This window comes from Pseudoalteromonas sp. OANN1, assembly GCF_024124685.1.
In the GTDB taxonomy this organism is placed as follows: domain Bacteria; phylum Pseudomonadota; class Gammaproteobacteria; order Enterobacterales; family Alteromonadaceae; genus Pseudoalteromonas; species Pseudoalteromonas piscicida.
Window position 1 is genome coordinate 52,043 of the sequence record NZ_JAMXSE010000018.1, and the last position, 15,307, is coordinate 67,349.

A 15,307-nucleotide genomic window follows, 5' to 3' on the forward strand; every position below is an offset into this window, starting at 1 on the left:
AGGTTCGCTTCATAGTTTTACATGAATACGGTAAACTAGCGAGCTTAGTTTATAAGAATGCCTCAACCCCTCAGCACTGACAGTTGTTGCCAACATTGTGCCAAGCGAGAAGATAACCGGATTAGTTGCATGAAGCTCAACCCAAAACAAGACGAAGCGGTAAAATATATCAGTGGTCCATGCCTTGTATTGGCAGGGGCGGGCTCAGGTAAAACCCGGGTTATTACCAATAAAATTGCCTACCTAGTGCAGCAGTGTGAATACAAAGCCAAGAATATCGCAGCGGTCACCTTTACCAACAAAGCGGCGAAAGAAATGCGAGAACGGGTGGCACAAACTTTGGGCAAGCAAGAAGCTAAGGGTTTATGGGTGTCGACATTCCATACATTAGGGCTGGAAATCATCAAAAAAGAGGTCAAGACCTTGGGTTATAAACCCGGCTTTTCCTTGTTTGATGATCAAGACACCAATCAGTTGTTAAGTGAACTCACTGAAAAAGAGCTTGAGCGTGATAAAGACTTACTCAACTTGCTAAAAATGCAGATTGGTAACTGGAAGAATGAGCTTATTTTGCCAGAGCGTGCTATTCGAGAGGCGCGAGAGCCACAAAAAGCGCTATTCGCTCAGCTTTATGCGCGTTATCAAACACAGCTGCGTGCTTACAATGCTTTAGACTTTGATGATCTTATTATGATCCCAACTTTGCTTTTGAATCAGTCGGTTGATGTGAGAGAGCGCTGGCAGCAACGATTCCGCTATTTGCTGGTGGATGAGTATCAAGATACCAATACCAGCCAGTATCAGTTAGTGAAACTGCTCGTTGGTGAGCGCGCACGTTTTACTGTGGTTGGTGATGATGATCAGTCTATCTATTCATGGCGTGGCGCTAAACCGCAAAACTTAGTGCTGTTGAGCAAAGACTTTCCGGGCCTAAGACTTATCAAGTTGGAACAAAACTACCGTAGTGCAGGTCGGATTCTAAAAGCCGCGAATATTCTTATCGCCAACAATCCCCATGAATTTGATAAACAACTGTTCAGTGAGCTGGGGTATGGCGACCCGATCCGTGTGATAGCGACTCGTGACGAAGAGCATGAAGCGGAGCGTGTGGTCGCGGAGATCATTTCACACAAGTTTATGAAACGTACCAGCTATCGCGACTATGCATTGCTCTATCGCGGTAATCATCAAGCTCGAGTGTTTGAAAAGGCACTCATGACCAACCGTATTCCATACAAAATCAGTGGCGGTATGTCGTTCTTTGCACGCAGTGAAATCAAAGACATCATGGCTTATTTACGATTCTTAGTGAACCAAGATGATGACAACGCATTTTTACGTATCGTCAATACCCCACGACGCGAGATTGGCCCGGTGACACTAGAAAAGCTAGGTAGCTTTGCCAACGAGCGCCATATCAGTCTATTTGCGGCGTGTTTTGAGTCAGAGCTCTCAGATCGCTTGGCGGGTCGTGGCTTAAATGCATTGATGGGATTTGCGCGCTGGGTGGTTGAGCTTTCCGACCGAGCAACCCGCGGAGGTACCTTGGAAGCGGTAAAAGATATGATCCGTGAAATTAATTACGAAGCGTATCTGTACGAGTCATCTCCCAGTGCAAAAGCTGCGGAAATGCGGATGAAAAACGTATCAGAATTATACCGTTGGATAAGTGATATGCTCACGGGAGATGCTGATAACCCCGCCATGACACTGCCAGAAGTGGTAAGCAAACTCACATTAAGAGATATGCTTGAGCGCAATGAAGAGGAAGATGACTCAGATGCAGTACAGTTATTAACGCTGCATGCGTCCAAAGGTTTGGAATATCCACACGTATTTATGGTGGGGATGGAAGAAGGCTTACTACCTCACCAAACGAGTATTGATGAAGATAATGTCGAAGAGGAAAGGCGTTTGGCCTACGTTGGTATAACTCGAGCTCAGCAAACCTTAACATTGACTTATACCAAAAGTCGTCGTCAATTTGGTGAGCAGATCACCCCAGAGCTGAGTCGCTTTGTACAAGAATTGCCGCAAGATGATTTACAAATTGAAGGGAAAAAGCCTGTGGCGACACAGGCAGAACGAATGGAAAAAGGTAAGTCTAACGTTGCGAATTTACGGGCAATGCTAAGACGGGACTGATTCGTTATCAAAACTCTGGATAAAGGCTACACGTTCGTTGCCCTTATCCAGCATTTGCTGTTTGCCAAAAAAAAGCTGCAAGCCATGCTTTTCCAGCAAGCTTCTAAAGTTTAAAATCGCAGGACCCCGGGCGATGACCTTAATACTCTTCACCTTAGTAACGGCTAAAATACCTTGTAATTGAACCTCATAACTCGTTTGCTGTAAGACGCGTTTACTAAACGTCGAGCTTAATAAGACATAGGTAAAGTCAACTTGGCTGATTAGGGTTAGATCGCAGCGATCTTTACCAAAATTATTCAAGCCAATAGGGATCCCCATATCGGCTAGGGCTCTGAGATTTAATACCTGTTGACTAGAAGCAAAGCGAATTTCGCTTTCTTCGAAGAGCAAACAAAGTGGTTTGTCTTGCCGCTTAAGCTGCTGCTTTAGCGCGTCAAAATGTGCGCTTTCTAGTAACATTGCAGAGCAGCCAAATAGCATATCTTCATCGCGGCTAAGGGCAATTTCTTGCGCTTTGTTAAGTAGGTGCAATTCAATTTCAAGCAGTTGAGATTTTTCTGCGGCAAACTTTTTCAGAATATCAAAACTGGTGCTGCCTAACACTGGATGCTCGCCAAAGGCTTCCAAAAAGCCAATTGGTTGGGCGTTATCAGACCAGTTCACGATTTCAGTACAGCGGAAGTGGGTAGGGAGCTTATCTAAGTGATGCTGCTCTTGCTGCTTTTGAGCATTTGAGCTTGCGGTTAGCAATGGATGATAAAATTCATAGCGACCACGGCCAGCGTTTTTAGCATAGTACATTGCCGCATCGGCATCTCTGATGATTTCATCGGTGTTACGGTATAGCTTATTACTGTAGGTGATCCCTATGCTGGCACCGCTTTGCATGCATACCCCCTTCAAACAGAAAGGTTGCTGCATGACTTTGATAATACGTTTGGCGACATCTTCCGCTTGCTGACGATCGGTTAGGTGATCAAGTAAGATCACGAATTCATCACCAGCAAGTCGAGCTAATAAATCGTGTTCACGAATACACTCTAAGAATGACTGTGCCACCCACACCAAAAACTGATCGCCAGCTTGGTGACCTAATTCATCATTAATGTCTTTAAATTTATCTAAATCAATAAAAAGAACGGCAAAGTTATCTTCGGGATAACGATGATGTTTCTTCAGCGTCTTTTCGAGCTGAGTTAAAAACAAACTACGGTTTGGAAGGCCCGTGAGTGAATCATGATGAGCATCATGATAAAGCTGTTGCTCAATCTTTTTGCGCTCTTCCATCTGCATTTGCAGGTGTAAATTGGCTTGTTGTAGCTCTTTGGTTTTTTCCGCAACTCGATGTTCTAACTGCTGGTGACTGATCTTAAGCGCTTGGTTCGCTAGGTGCGTTTGTAGTACAGAGGCAATCTGATTAGATACAAAAGAGATCAGCTCAACATCATCATAATTAAATTCGTGTTTGTGCTCATAAGCCTGACATGCGATCAGGCCGATGACGCCAGTAGCGGTTTTTAATGGTGCACCAAGCCAACTCGTTGCAGCAAGCTTGTGATTATAGCCTGCGGGGCGCTCTACTGTGCCTTCGAGTGCTAAGGCTTTGGCACGGGTACTGTCTATTAACTGGCTTTGCTCAGTACGAATGACCAGCTCACTATACCCTTTTGCAAATGGGCGAGGGTTATAACTGGTTTTTTCATCAACGCTATACGGGAAGGTAAGCCAATTCGTCTCTTTATCGTAAAGCGCTATGTAGAGGTTGTCGGCAAAAGTAATAGAACGAATAATGTCGTGAACTTGTTGGTAAACATCGTCAATATCGGAGAACTGGGTTGCTAATTCAGAAATCTTGAATAAGATTTGCTGTCTTTCTAGCGCACGCTTGCGGTTTTCTATCTCTTTATTAAGTGCTTCATTACTTTGCATTAGTGCCCGCGTGCGAATTTTCACTTCAGACTCTAGTAACTCACGCTTTTTAACGCGTTCAATCGCTGTGGCCAGATACAGTGACATGACTTCAAGCAATTCAACTTGATGATCGCTGTAGGATTGCTCGGCTTCGTAGCTTTGCGATACCATCACGCCAATAATTGCGCCATCGCGGTAGATAGGTACACCCACCCAATGCTCTGCTTGACTGCCCATTATCTTAAACTCGCCAGCATTGGCTCGCGATAGCATGTCATCTTTGGTGAGATAAACGGTTTCGCCAGTTTTAAATACAAAACCAGTCACACCATCTTTAAAGTGATGTGCTTCATGAAGTGGGACAGAAATACCGTCTTTCTCATCAACAAAATACGATAGCTCAAGCGCTTGAGTAAAGCGATTTTGCAGGACAACGTAAAAGCTTTTGCTAGGTAAATATTGAGATAGAATATTGTGGATTGCGGGATACAACAGGGTAAGCTCAGCAACAGTGCTAGCCTGTTCTGATAACTGAATTAATGTGTATTGAAGTTGAGACTTTCTTTTATACTTTTTGAGTAAAGACTCTAATCTGGCGGTTCGCCGAGATAGTCTCCTAACCTGTTGCTGTGGCTCTTCCAATGACGAAACCAGTTCTTATTGTTGTTTAATTATTGAGCTTAATAGTTTCACTTTTAGCCGAGACGGTCAAGTGTAAATTTCTCATTCCTGTTCGCTTTATAAAGCGATATCAAACCAGTGTTAATCACGGCTTTGATGACACTATATTGAGACGAAAATGCAGCGATAAACGCTGCACTGTCCAATAAGTCTTTCTACCCTAAATACAGAAGTTGAAATACTTATTTACTTGTCATGAAATCGATTGCTGCTGCAATCTCATCATCCGAGCAGTTCATACAAGTACCGCGAGGAGGCATTGCATTGAAGCCATTGATCGCATGATCTAGTAATACGTCTTTACCTTTCGCTAGACGCGGTGCCCAATCGTCGGCTGTTTTTGGTGCACCTAATGCGCCGGTGCCGTGACAAGCGAAACATGCCGCTTGATAAACCTGCTCACCTGAACGAGGTCCTGATGGCTCGGCTTCTGCTGCACTTTCAGCACCAGCTAAATATACTGAGCCGATAGGCTGAAGACGTTTTTTAATCGCTTCTTCAGTTAAAGAATTGTCGTATGGTTGCGCAACTGCGGCTGTTGATAGCAATAAAAGTGCTGCTGAAAGTTTTTTCATTTACCTTGCTCACTTCGTTTGAACGTGTTCAATCACGATAATGGATGACGGAATTATTGGGATTATAACGTCACCTGTTCATTTATAAAACGTAAACTTGAGTATAAATGGTTAAAACCATTAATTTATTGCGTTAGGGCAAGCTTTTCTGCCTAAATTTGCAATCGTTCAAGGCCGAAATGCGAATTGCTCGGCCTTGACGTTTTTCTTTACTAATACGAATGGATGGGGGGAAGTGATCGCCTCTATGCCATTTCGATGAGTTTAATCACCGCCTTTTCGATGCCTGTCGCGGCTTCAAGGATGGATGATGCTAGCATATATGCCGGTGTACTAATAACTTTTTCATTGTCATCAACGACGATCTCGGTCACTTCACAATCCACGTGCTTTGCACCAAGCGTATTAATTGCCGCTGCGGTATCAACATCATTACCTATGGTTGCGAGTGTACCCGGTGTATGGATATGGGCGATGAGTGCTGGCGCAATACATAAATAAGCAATAGGCTTTTGTTGGTGATTGAACTCACGGCATACGCGCTTTACGCTTTCAAGGATCGTAGAGTCAGCGCCTTTAAAAGCAAAATCGGAAAGGTTCTTTGCGACACCAAAACCTCCGGGTAATGCCAATGCATCGAATTCGTCAGCATTTAATGTTTCCAAATCTGCAATTTCTCCGCGTGCAATGCGGGCGGCTTCAATAAGAACATTACGACGTTCATCTTGTTCTTCACCGGTGATGTGATTGATCACATGGAATTGATCAATATTAGGTGCAAAGCACTGATAGCTTGCCCCTGCTTTTTCAAGATTGAGTAGTGTTAATACTGACTCGTGGATCTCGGCACCGTCGAATACTCCACAGCCACTTAAAATTACCGCTACTTTTTTCATTCATTTCTCCCTTCAATGTCACATCATGCGCGCTATATGCATAAAAAGAATTATGCACGAATTAAAAAATTATAAAGGATCTTCTATGATCTTTGATCAATTGTGTTAGTATACTCCTCCGCTTGAGAAAATCAGGCTATTTTTTACTCACCCAGTTTGTTAAGCGTGACTAAAAAAATTCTTTATCCACAAAGCGGTAAAGATAATAACAATAAAAAAGGCACAAAAAGCGCAAGTAAATCAAAGTTTTAATTTACACTCTGACTTTTAAAACAAAGTTTCGGAGCGATTTTTCGTGTTTGTCTACAAAGTTATCCACAGGTGCAGCACGATTTATCTAAATGATGAGATAACGCGAAACTCGTTTTATCTTGTGCCTTGTGGCATCCTTACATTCTACTCCACAAAAGACTAATTTAGGATCCAATATTTATGTCTCAGATCCCTCAAAATCCGTTGATCTTGGTTGATGGTTCTTCCTATTTATTTCGTGCTTATCATGCGCCACCACATTTAACAAATTCAAAAGGTGAAGCAACTGGTGCGATCTACGGTGTGATCAATATGCTTAAGAGTTTGCTTAAGCAATATCAACCAAGTCATATGGTAGTAGTCTTTGACGCTAAAGGGCCAACTTTCCGCAACGAAATGTATAGCGAGTATAAAGCACATCGCCCGCCTATGCCGGATGATCTGAGAACGCAAATTGAGCCGATCCACGAAATAATTAAAGCAATGGGCCTACCACTGGTAAGTATAAGTGGTGTTGAGGCTGATGACGTGATCGGTACATTCTCTAAAATAGCGTCAGAGCAAAGTCGCCATGTGCTAATCAGCACTGGTGATAAGGATATGGCGCAATTGGTCAATGAACATGTCACGTTGATCAACACAATGACGAATACGATCTTAGACCCTGAAGGGGTAGTGGATAAATTTGGTATTGGTCCTGACTTGATCATCGACTATCTCGCGTTAATGGGAGATAAGGTCGATAATATTCCGGGCGTACCTGGCGTTGGTGAAAAAACGGCATTGGCGATGCTTCAGGGGTTAGGCTCTATTGATTCGCTCTACGAAAACTTAGACAAAATTGCTGATTTAGGTTTTCGTGGCTCAAAAACCATGGCGAAAAAACTAGAGGAACACCAAGCGCAGCTAAAATTGTCATATGAATTAGCCACCATTAAGCTGGATTGTGAAGTAGAGCAAGACTTAGAGCAATTTAAGATAGCTGAGATGGACAAAGATCGCTTAATCGAGCTATATGGTCAGTGTGAATTTAAGCGTTGGTTAGCTGAATTGCTGGATGGTCAGTCACAAGCTGATATCGTTGATGTGGAGGCTGAAGGGTCGGCGCCTGCAGCGGCGCAGGTCGACACCCAATACGAGACTATTTTGACAAAAGCACAGCTTGATGACTGGGTAACTAAGTTAAAAGCAGCCCAACTCATCGCTTTTGATACTGAAACCACCAGTGTTAACTATATGCAGGCGGATCTAGTAGGAATGAGCTTTGCGGTTGCACCGGGCGAAGCGGCTTACTTACCAATCAATCACGATTATGTGGGAGCGCCCGAGCAGCTTTCTCAAGATATGGTGTTTGAGATCATGGCACCACTACTTGCAGATCCTCAGATCAAAAAAGTGGGTCAAAATTTAAAATATGATCAAAGTGTGCTTGCTCGTGCAGGGCTTGAACTGCAGGGGATCGCTTTTGATACCATGTTGGAGTCTTACGTATTTAACAGTGTTGGAACTCGTCACGATATGGACTCCTTGGCGCTAAAATATTTAGGCCATAAAACCATTAGCTTTGAAGACATAGCTGGTAAAGGTAAGAACCAACTGACCTTTAACCAAATTGAGCTAGAAAAGGCGGCACCTTATGCCGCGGAAGACGCTGATATTACGCTGAGGTTACATCAACACCTTTGGCCGCTAATTGAAAAAGAAAATCGCCTTAAGCAAGTATTTACAGAAATTGAATTACCGCTGCTGAGTGTACTTTCTCGCATTGAACGCACTGGTGTGCACATCGATGGTGATATGCTCGCAAAGCAAAGTATTGAGATTGAAAAACGCTTAGGTGAGCTTGAACAACAGGCCTTTGAAATTGCTGGTGAGGAGTTCAACCTGAGTTCAACAAAGCAATTGCAAGCGATATTGTTCGACAAACTTGAGCTGCCAGTGATTAAGAAAACGCCAAAAGGCGCGCCTTCAACGGCTGAAGAAGTGCTACAAGAGTTGGCGCATGATTATCCACTGCCAAAACTTATTATTGAGCATCGTGGCTTAGCTAAGCTGAAATCAACCTATACCGATAAACTACCAAAATTGGTTAATGCGGATACTGGTCGTGTGCACACCTCTTATCATCAAGCCGTTACCGCAACGGGCCGTCTAAGCTCAAGCGATCCTAACTTGCAAAATATTCCAATCCGTAATGAAGCCGGACGTCGTATTCGTCAGGCATTTGTTGCCGACAATAATAAACAAATCGTTGCGGCGGATTACAGCCAAATCGAGCTTAGGATCATGGCACATTTGTCACAAGACAAAGGGTTGTTGAGTGCCTTTGCTGAAGGTAAAGATGTACACAGTGCAACAGCGTCTGAAGTGTTTTCCGTGCCGCTAGAGGAAGTGACTTCTGATATGCGCCGAAAAGCCAAAGCGGTTAACTTTGGTCTGATCTATGGCATGAGTGCGTTTGGTCTGTCACGTCAGTTAGATATTCCAAGAAATGAAGCGCAACATTATATGGATATGTACTTTGAACGCTTCCCTGGTGTATTAGAGTATATGGAGCGTACGCGTGAAGAGGCTGCTGATAAAGGGTATGTAGAAACCTTATTCGGTCGCCGCTTGTATCTACCGGATATCAATGCGCGTAATGGCGCTCGCAGAAAAGCAGCAGAGCGTGCAGCCATCAATGCACCGATGCAGGGCACTGCGGCGGACATCATCAAAAAAGCGATGATTAAAGTGGATGAATGGCTACAAAGCTGTGATAGCAATGATATCCAGTTGCTCATGCAAGTGCACGATGAATTAGTGTTTGAAGTACACAGTGATAAAGTTGCTGAATACAGTGAAAAGATCTGTGAGTTGATGAGCGCAGCGGCAACACTTGATGTACCGTTATTAGTTGAAGCCGACAGTGGTGACAACTGGGAACAAGCGCACTAGTCAATATTAAAATCTACCCGAGTTGCACTAGTCGATTAGACTAGTGCAACTTCATTCATCTTTGTTTGCAAGTATACACTAGCAGCATAGCGTCTTAATTTTGTAGCTCCTGTTAATCTCCAGTAACAAAAAACAAATTAACGTTGAAAGTTTATCAAATTGGCTCAAGTTTTGCTTTTTGGTGTTTATTTCTGAACGTCTATTTGTTATTGTTCGCGCCGTCCTCATCCTGTAGGACATCCTGTTGATGATGTATCTCTCGAAAGAGGATACAGTGTATTGATAGCTTCTCCCCAGATTGCTATAGCGGCTCGTAATTTTTACGGGCCGTCTTTTTCTTCTCTTGAACAAATCAATTTCTAGTCTTAGATCAAGAATAATATCTAGTCTTAGCCATCAGTTTTAGATTAAAGGTTTATTTAATTTGCACTGCGTTTTACACTGAGCGCTCAAATGCAATTCACTCTCATTTCATAAGGAAGTCGTCATGCTAAAGTACCTTCTTTTAGGTAGTGCACTTATTTCTTCTCAGGCGTTCGCAGCTTGGCAATTTAATCAACAACAAAGCGATGTTAGTTTTGTGTCTGTGAAACAGACTAGCGTTGCAGAAGTACATCATTTTAAAACGATAGATGGTACATTATCTGCTAAAGGCGAGCTTGAGGTTAATATTGACCTGGCAAGCGTTGAAACGATGATCCCGATCCGTAATGAACGCATGCAAAAGATGCTGTTCAATGTAGCGCAACACCCAAAGGCGAAAGTTAACGCTGATGTTTCTGAAGTGCTTGCTAAACTTAAAGCTGGTACACAAAAAATCAATGATGTAACAGCAACATTGACACTGCATGGTCAGATCCAAAAGATCAGCCTAGACTTATTGATAACGAAAAGTGCAAATGGCTTGGTGGTTACACCGGTACATGCGTTTATTCTCGATTCTAAGCAGTTTGGGTTAGATAAAGGAATTGAAGCGCTACGAGAAATCGCGGGTCTGAAGACTATCGCGACTAGCGTGCCTGTTAGCTTCAACTTGGTTTTTGATGAACAAAATTGATGCGTTAATCAAACAGTATGTTACGACTCATGCGCCGACCGAAAATTGGTCGGCGCCGTCGTGCGGTTTTTCTGACATCAAAATTGCGGCGGACGGTCGTTGGTTTCATCAAGGGCGTGAAATTAAACGGCAATCGCTAGTTGCCTTGTTTGCTAGTGTTTTAACCTTTGATGGTCAACAGTATTGGTTAAAAACCCCAGCAGAAAGTTGTGAGATAGAGGTGCTTGCTCATCCTTTTATTATCGAGCAATGGCGTTATTGTGATGAAGCATCAGCTTTGGAGTTATCACCGTGTATTATCGCGATAGATAATTTAGGCCGTGAATGGCCCATTTGTGATGTGTTTCCATTAGCGCTTGAGCATGTTAATGGGGGAGATATTCCATTTCTCACACTCAATTATGGTTTAACCGCTAGAATTTCACGAAATGTCTATTATCAGTGGGCTGAATTGCTTGAGGAAGATGAAAAAGGCTTTTATCTGATGTCGGCAAAGACGCGCTTTTATCTTAGCTAAGCGCGCCCTACGTTTTGATTATTCGCTCGCTTCTTCTTGAGCTTCTTTAACAAACGGACCTAAGTACCAATCATCCAGTTTCCACGCTAATTCGTTCAACCCGATGCCTTTCAAAGAAGAAAATGCGTGAACTGTGATATCACCGTCTATTTCAGATAGCGCACGACGTACTTGAAGTACTTCTGCTTTGCGCTTACCTTGTTTTAGCTTATCGGCTTTAGTCAACAACGCCAATACCGGTATATTGCTGCCAGTCGCCCAGTTGATGAGATCCATATCGAGATCTTTAAGAGGGTGACGAATATCCATTAATACCACAATCCCTTTAAGACATTTTCGGCGTTGTAAATATTCACCTAATGCTTTTTGCCATTTCTTTTTCATCTCTAATGGGACTTTCGCAAAGCCATAGCCAGGTAAATCAATCAAACGCTGATCTTCACCTAGAGAAAAAGTATTAATAAGCTGAGTCCGGCCAGGTGTTTTACTGGTGCGTGCCAGCTTTTGGTCTGTAAGCGTATTGAGCGCGCTCGACTTACCAGCGTTAGAACGACCCGCAAAAGCAACTTCAATTCCAGTGTCTGGTGGCAGTTTACTGATATCTGGGGCACTTGTGATAAATTGTGCCTGATTGTATTTAACGCGAGATTTTAGCACGCTGACTCCTAACTGATTAAACTTTCGCGGATGGAATTGCGTATTTTATAACAGTATGACGGAAACCAAAAGCATTGTGAGGTTTGTTCTAAACACCGCTTTTGTTGCTAATTGGCAGAAGCGTCGTGCCAATATTAATTAATCTAGGTCAAGTCCCTATAAATTATAAGCTTAATATGGGCAGAAAACGTGCCAGAGAAAGTAATATCGTGTAGAATGTAGAAATTGCAATGTCAATCTAAAGTGTATACCTATCAGTAGTCACTGCTGAGCAAGGCGTATTTAGATGGATCGGTGCTGTTTGGCGTTATATTTGCTAAGTTTGCATGTATGATTCATCTGATTAACATAACAACCTAATTAGTACTGATTGGTATTATTTGCCCGAGCAATAAAGAGAGCGACTTTGTTCGCGAGGGTACAAATTACAGGGTCGGAAACAGAGAATTTACCATGAAAAAAATAGCATTAACTTTAACAATGTTGCTTGGTACGTTGTCAGCAAGCAACGCATCGGCATTCGATGGTGACGCGGAAGCAGGTAAAGCAAAGTCTGCAACGTGTGCAGCATGTCACGGTCCAGATGGCAATGCCCCTGTGACTATGTATCCTAAAATCGCAGGTCAGCATGCAGATTATATCTATAAGCAGCTACAAGAGTTTAAGCTAGGTATGACGTCTGGTGGTAAAGAAGGGCGTATGGATCCTGTGATGAGTGGTATGGCTATGCCGCTGTCAGATCAAGATATGAAAGATTTAGCCGCATACTTCTCTTCTTTATCTATGTCTGCTGGTTCAACGCCGGAAGATGTTGTTGCTGCAGGTCAGAAGCTATATAAAGCCGGTGATGCTGAGCGTGGTATTCCAGCTTGCGCTGCGTGTCACGGTCCTCGTGGTAACGGTACTTCTTTAGCTAAGTTCCCTAAAGTGTCATTCCAGCACCCTGAGTACATCAAATCACAGCTTGAGAAGTTCCGTGATGGCACTCGTAACAATGACATGAATGGTATGATGCGTGATATCGCGCAGAAGCTTACAGACAAAGACATCGAAGTATTATCTAAGTACTTAGGTGGTCTACACTAAAGTCGTATAGTGAGTTTACCTCTCTCAGTGTAAACTCTTACTATTGAAAAAAGGGCAGCATAGGCTGCCTTTTTTTGTTGTTGAGGTTGTGAGATATATCTCACTTTTAATGTAAGACATTTGCTTGTGCAACATGTGAGTTTTAGCTTATTTTTAAGCTCTTGTTCAGTGTAAGTTTATGTAATTCATCTTTTTTCTGTTTAATTAAAAAAATTAAGGTAAGAAATTTGTTATTAAACAGTTGTAACTCAAGCTCAGGAGCGTAGATTATTCGTTGTCGCCAAGCAATACAAAAAAAGGGACAATTCGATACGGAAGCGTAGGTGGCAAAGTTGTGTATCTAGTTGGATACGAAGGACTATCAAGAAAGCGTCAGGAAGACCGAGAATAAGAAAATCACGGAAGTCTCATAATAAAAACAATATGGAAAGTGTCACGGAAGTCTAAAATAAAAACAATACGGACGACAATAAAATAAAAAGAATAATAATAAGACTTAAAAGTCGAAGGGAGAAGTGTCCAGTTGTGACGCTCAGATTAGTAGGCGGTAGAGAGTGATCTCTGCCGCCTTTTTATTTGGTTGCCTCTATTATACCTGATACAATAGCCGCCTTATTAAGCAATCACTGTCGACCATTGCAAGATTCAACTCTATTCAGTTGTGGCCTGTGCCAAGGTAATCAGCTTGAAACCTACCATCAAGACAAGTATCGACTGTACTGGCAATGTCAAACCTGCCAGTTGGTGATGGTTGATCCCAAGTCGAGATTAACACCAGCTCAAGAAAAGGCCATTTATGATAGCCATGAAAACGATCTGGCCGATGAAGGCTATCGTCGCTTTCTAGCACGAGTGGCGGATCCACTGTTGGCGCGTTTGGTGACGCCAAGCCAAGGTTTAGACTTTGGCTGTGGGCCAGGCCCGCTGCTTGCGAAAATGCTTGAAGAAGCTGGGCATCAGGTGGCTTTGTTTGACCTGTACTATGCTAATGATGCCAGTGTACTGACTCGTCAGTATGACTTTATCGTGAGTACAGAAGTGGTGGAACATTTAGCAGAACCTGCAAAAGTATTAACGCAATTGTTAGCATGCTTAAAAGTGGGAAAGTCGCTGGCATTGATGACCAAGCTCGTCATTGATAAAGCACGCTTTGCGAATTGGCACTATAAAAATGACCTAACGCATATTTCATTTTTTAGCCAAGAAAGCTTTGCGTATTTTGCCGCGCAGCAGGATTGTGAATTAGAATTTATTGGGAATGATGTCATCATTCTCACCAAGCGTAGTTAGCGCGAGAATTTTGGATAACCAATTATGACCAGAAAGAAAAAGACACGTAAAGTTGCAGCCAATGGAACACCAAGGCTGAGTAAAGAAAAGCTACAAGCGTTACGTGCGCTTAAAGAGCAGCGTAGCAAAAAAACCAAGGGTAAAAAGCCGGGTTCGAGAAATGCACCAGAGATCCTAGTGAAAGAGCAATCAAACACGACGACCAATAAAGATCCGCGTGTTGGTAGTAAAAAGCCCATTTCTTTGGTTGCAGAGCCACAATCGGCTGAGTCGAATACACAGCCTGAGATGAAGCGCCATCTACAGCCACAAGTTAAGTTAACTACAGCGGTAGAGACGTTAACTCCAGAGCAAGAGCTTGAGCAGTTAGAAAATGACGAACGCTTGATGGCGCTACTTGAACGCCATGAACGCGGTGAACTGCTAACTGGTAAAGATGCGAAATACTTCAATCGCGGCATTGCACGTCATCAGGAACTATGTGAGATCTTAGGAATTGATGATGAGTTTGAAGAAGGCGATATGCTAGATGATGATCCAATGGATCAGTTTATGAGTAATGATCTAGCAAATGAATGGTTAGACGACGACTTTGAGGAAGATGATAAGTAATGAATACTGCATGGATCATCGCAATCATTATTGGTGCCCTGATTATTGCTGGACTGGCGTTTTACGCGGGTAAATTACTATGGCAGCTGAAGGTACAAAAAGAGCAGATTGCCAAACATCGCGAGCAAAAGGCTGCTGAGCTTGAAAAGTCACGGCAGCAGCGCAATGGAAAAATTGCGGATAGCGTTAACTTGATCGCGCGTGCGATGAAGGAAAAACAATGTGAATATTCTGAAGGGTGTTTACGAGTTTGGGTACTCATCTCGCAATATAGCTTTGACGAGGAAGTTGACTTACAACAGAGTTATCCTGGTGTTTATCAGATGTATGATGAAGTCAAAGAAATGCCAACTCATGACGCGCGTAAGAAGTATTCTAAAAAAGAGATTTTCAAAATGGATAGCCAGCGTTGGCGTGCTGAAGAGCGCCTAGAAGCGGAGATCTTACAGGACTGTGAAAAGCTGATAGCGCGCTTTAAAGCGGCTGCTGGCAGTGAAAATGTCGTGTTTCAGTAAGTTTCCTTTTGAAAATGGGTAAGTGAATCCTTATCCAAACTTCGATTAAACGCCCCAAGTGGGCGTTTTTAATTATAAATAAGAAACTTTTAACGCAGCTAGCGTCAGATTTATTCCTTCAAACTGAGCAAGAGTTAAGACTAATTGCTATAAGTATTAAGTCAAACAGGTAT

12 protein-coding genes are annotated in these 15,307 nt (G+C 42.9%); 8 read left to right on the forward strand and 4 right to left on the reverse strand.

The annotated features are described in order from the left end of the window. Positions 1-129: 129 nt before the first annotated feature. Entirely contained in the window at positions 130-2,145 is a 2,016-nt protein-coding gene (rep, locus tag NH462_RS15105) for a DNA helicase Rep (RefSeq protein ID WP_253106402.1), read from the forward strand. Here rep and NH462_RS15110 read toward each other — a convergent pair. The 3 genes from NH462_RS15110 to elbB all read right to left on the reverse strand — a co-directional run bounded on the left by NH462_RS15110 (position 2,131) and on the right by elbB (position 6,211). Next, positions 2,131-4,701, reverse strand: coding sequence for a diguanylate cyclase (locus NH462_RS15110; protein ID WP_253106404.1), 2,571 nt, complete (start codon positions 4,699-4,701; stop codon positions 2,131-2,133). The two genes, rep and NH462_RS15110, sit on opposite strands and share 15 nt — an antisense overlap. 221 nt (positions 4,702-4,922) lie before the next feature. After that, the gene (locus tag NH462_RS15115) at positions 4,923-5,315 is read right to left on the reverse strand and encodes a cytochrome c5 family protein (protein ID WP_010376308.1); all 393 of its coding nucleotides are present in this window, start codon (positions 5,313-5,315) and stop codon (positions 4,923-4,925) included. A 245-nt stretch (positions 5,316-5,560) separates the two neighbouring features. Continuing rightward, complete coding sequence (gene elbB / locus NH462_RS15120) at positions 5,561-6,211, reverse strand: isoprenoid biosynthesis glyoxalase ElbB (protein WP_253106406.1); 651 nt, start codon at positions 6,209-6,211, stop codon at positions 5,561-5,563. 432 nt (positions 6,212-6,643) lie between these two features. On the opposite strand from elbB, the gene polA reads away from it, so the two are divergent. The 3 genes from polA (at position 6,644) to NH462_RS15135 (ending at position 10,974) form a co-directional block, all read left to right on the forward strand. Next, complete coding sequence (gene polA / locus NH462_RS15125) at positions 6,644-9,400, forward strand: DNA polymerase I (RefSeq protein WP_253106408.1); 2,757 nt, start codon at positions 6,644-6,646, stop codon at positions 9,398-9,400. Between the two features lie 487 nt (positions 9,401-9,887). Beyond that, complete coding sequence (locus tag NH462_RS15130; RefSeq protein WP_010376305.1) at positions 9,888-10,457, forward strand: YceI family protein; 570 nt, start codon at positions 9,888-9,890, stop codon at positions 10,455-10,457. Further along, complete coding sequence (locus NH462_RS15135) at positions 10,444-10,974, forward strand: DUF1285 domain-containing protein (protein ID WP_253106409.1); 531 nt, start codon at positions 10,444-10,446, stop codon at positions 10,972-10,974. The genes NH462_RS15130 and NH462_RS15135 overlap by 14 nt, the downstream gene beginning before the upstream one ends. Positions 10,975-10,992: 18 nt before the next feature. Here the strand turns inward: NH462_RS15135 and yihA are convergent, their stop codons facing one another. Next, the gene (yihA, locus tag NH462_RS15140) at positions 10,993-11,631 is read right to left on the reverse strand and encodes a ribosome biogenesis GTP-binding protein YihA/YsxC (RefSeq protein ID WP_017219189.1); all 639 of its coding nucleotides are present in this window, start codon (positions 11,629-11,631) and stop codon (positions 10,993-10,995) included. Between the two features lie 453 nt (positions 11,632-12,084). Here yihA and NH462_RS15145 point away from each other — a divergent pair, with 453 nt between their 5' ends. The 4 genes from NH462_RS15145 to NH462_RS15160 all read left to right on the forward strand — a co-directional run bounded on the left by NH462_RS15145 (position 12,085) and on the right by NH462_RS15160 (position 15,134). Continuing rightward, positions 12,085-12,717, forward strand: coding sequence for a c-type cytochrome (locus tag NH462_RS15145; protein WP_010376301.1), 633 nt, complete (start codon positions 12,085-12,087; stop codon positions 12,715-12,717). 636 nt (positions 12,718-13,353) lie between these two features. Next, complete coding sequence (locus tag NH462_RS15150) at positions 13,354-14,007, forward strand: class I SAM-dependent methyltransferase (protein ID WP_253106410.1); 654 nt, start codon at positions 13,354-13,356, stop codon at positions 14,005-14,007. A 24-nt stretch (positions 14,008-14,031) separates the two neighbouring features. Next, the gene (gene yihI / locus NH462_RS15155; protein ID WP_017219192.1) at positions 14,032-14,619 is read left to right on the forward strand and encodes a Der GTPase-activating protein YihI; all 588 of its coding nucleotides are present in this window, start codon (positions 14,032-14,034) and stop codon (positions 14,617-14,619) included. Further along, positions 14,619-15,134, forward strand: coding sequence for a DUF2489 domain-containing protein (locus NH462_RS15160; protein ID WP_010376294.1), 516 nt, complete (start codon positions 14,619-14,621; stop codon positions 15,132-15,134). Before yihI ends, NH462_RS15160 begins: the two co-directional genes overlap by 1 nt. Positions 15,135-15,307: the final 173 nt, after the last annotated feature.

What these genes read in the sequence shown, in the direction of transcription:
- rep (WP_253106402.1), top strand. Translation starts at nt 130, where the DNA reads ATGAAGCTCAACCCAAAACAAGACGAAGCGGTAAAATATATCAGTGGT.
- NH462_RS15115 (WP_010376308.1), bottom strand. Translation starts at nt 5,315, where the DNA reads ATGAAAAAACTTTCAGCAGCACTTTTATTGCTATCAACAGCCGCAGTT.
- elbB (WP_253106406.1), bottom strand. Translation starts at nt 6,211, where the DNA reads ATGAAAAAAGTAGCGGTAATTTTAAGTGGCTGTGGAGTATTCGACGGT.
- polA (WP_253106408.1), top strand. Translation starts at nt 6,644, where the DNA reads ATGTCTCAGATCCCTCAAAATCCGTTGATCTTGGTTGATGGTTCTTCC.
- NH462_RS15130 (WP_010376305.1), top strand. Translation starts at nt 9,888, where the DNA reads ATGCTAAAGTACCTTCTTTTAGGTAGTGCACTTATTTCTTCTCAGGCG.
- NH462_RS15135 (WP_253106409.1), top strand. Translation starts at nt 10,444, where the DNA reads ATGAACAAAATTGATGCGTTAATCAAACAGTATGTTACGACTCATGCG.
- NH462_RS15145 (WP_010376301.1), top strand. Translation starts at nt 12,085, where the DNA reads ATGAAAAAAATAGCATTAACTTTAACAATGTTGCTTGGTACGTTGTCA.
- yihI (WP_017219192.1), top strand. Translation starts at nt 14,032, where the DNA reads ATGACCAGAAAGAAAAAGACACGTAAAGTTGCAGCCAATGGAACACCA.
- NH462_RS15160 (WP_010376294.1), top strand. Translation starts at nt 14,619, where the DNA reads ATGAATACTGCATGGATCATCGCAATCATTATTGGTGCCCTGATTATT.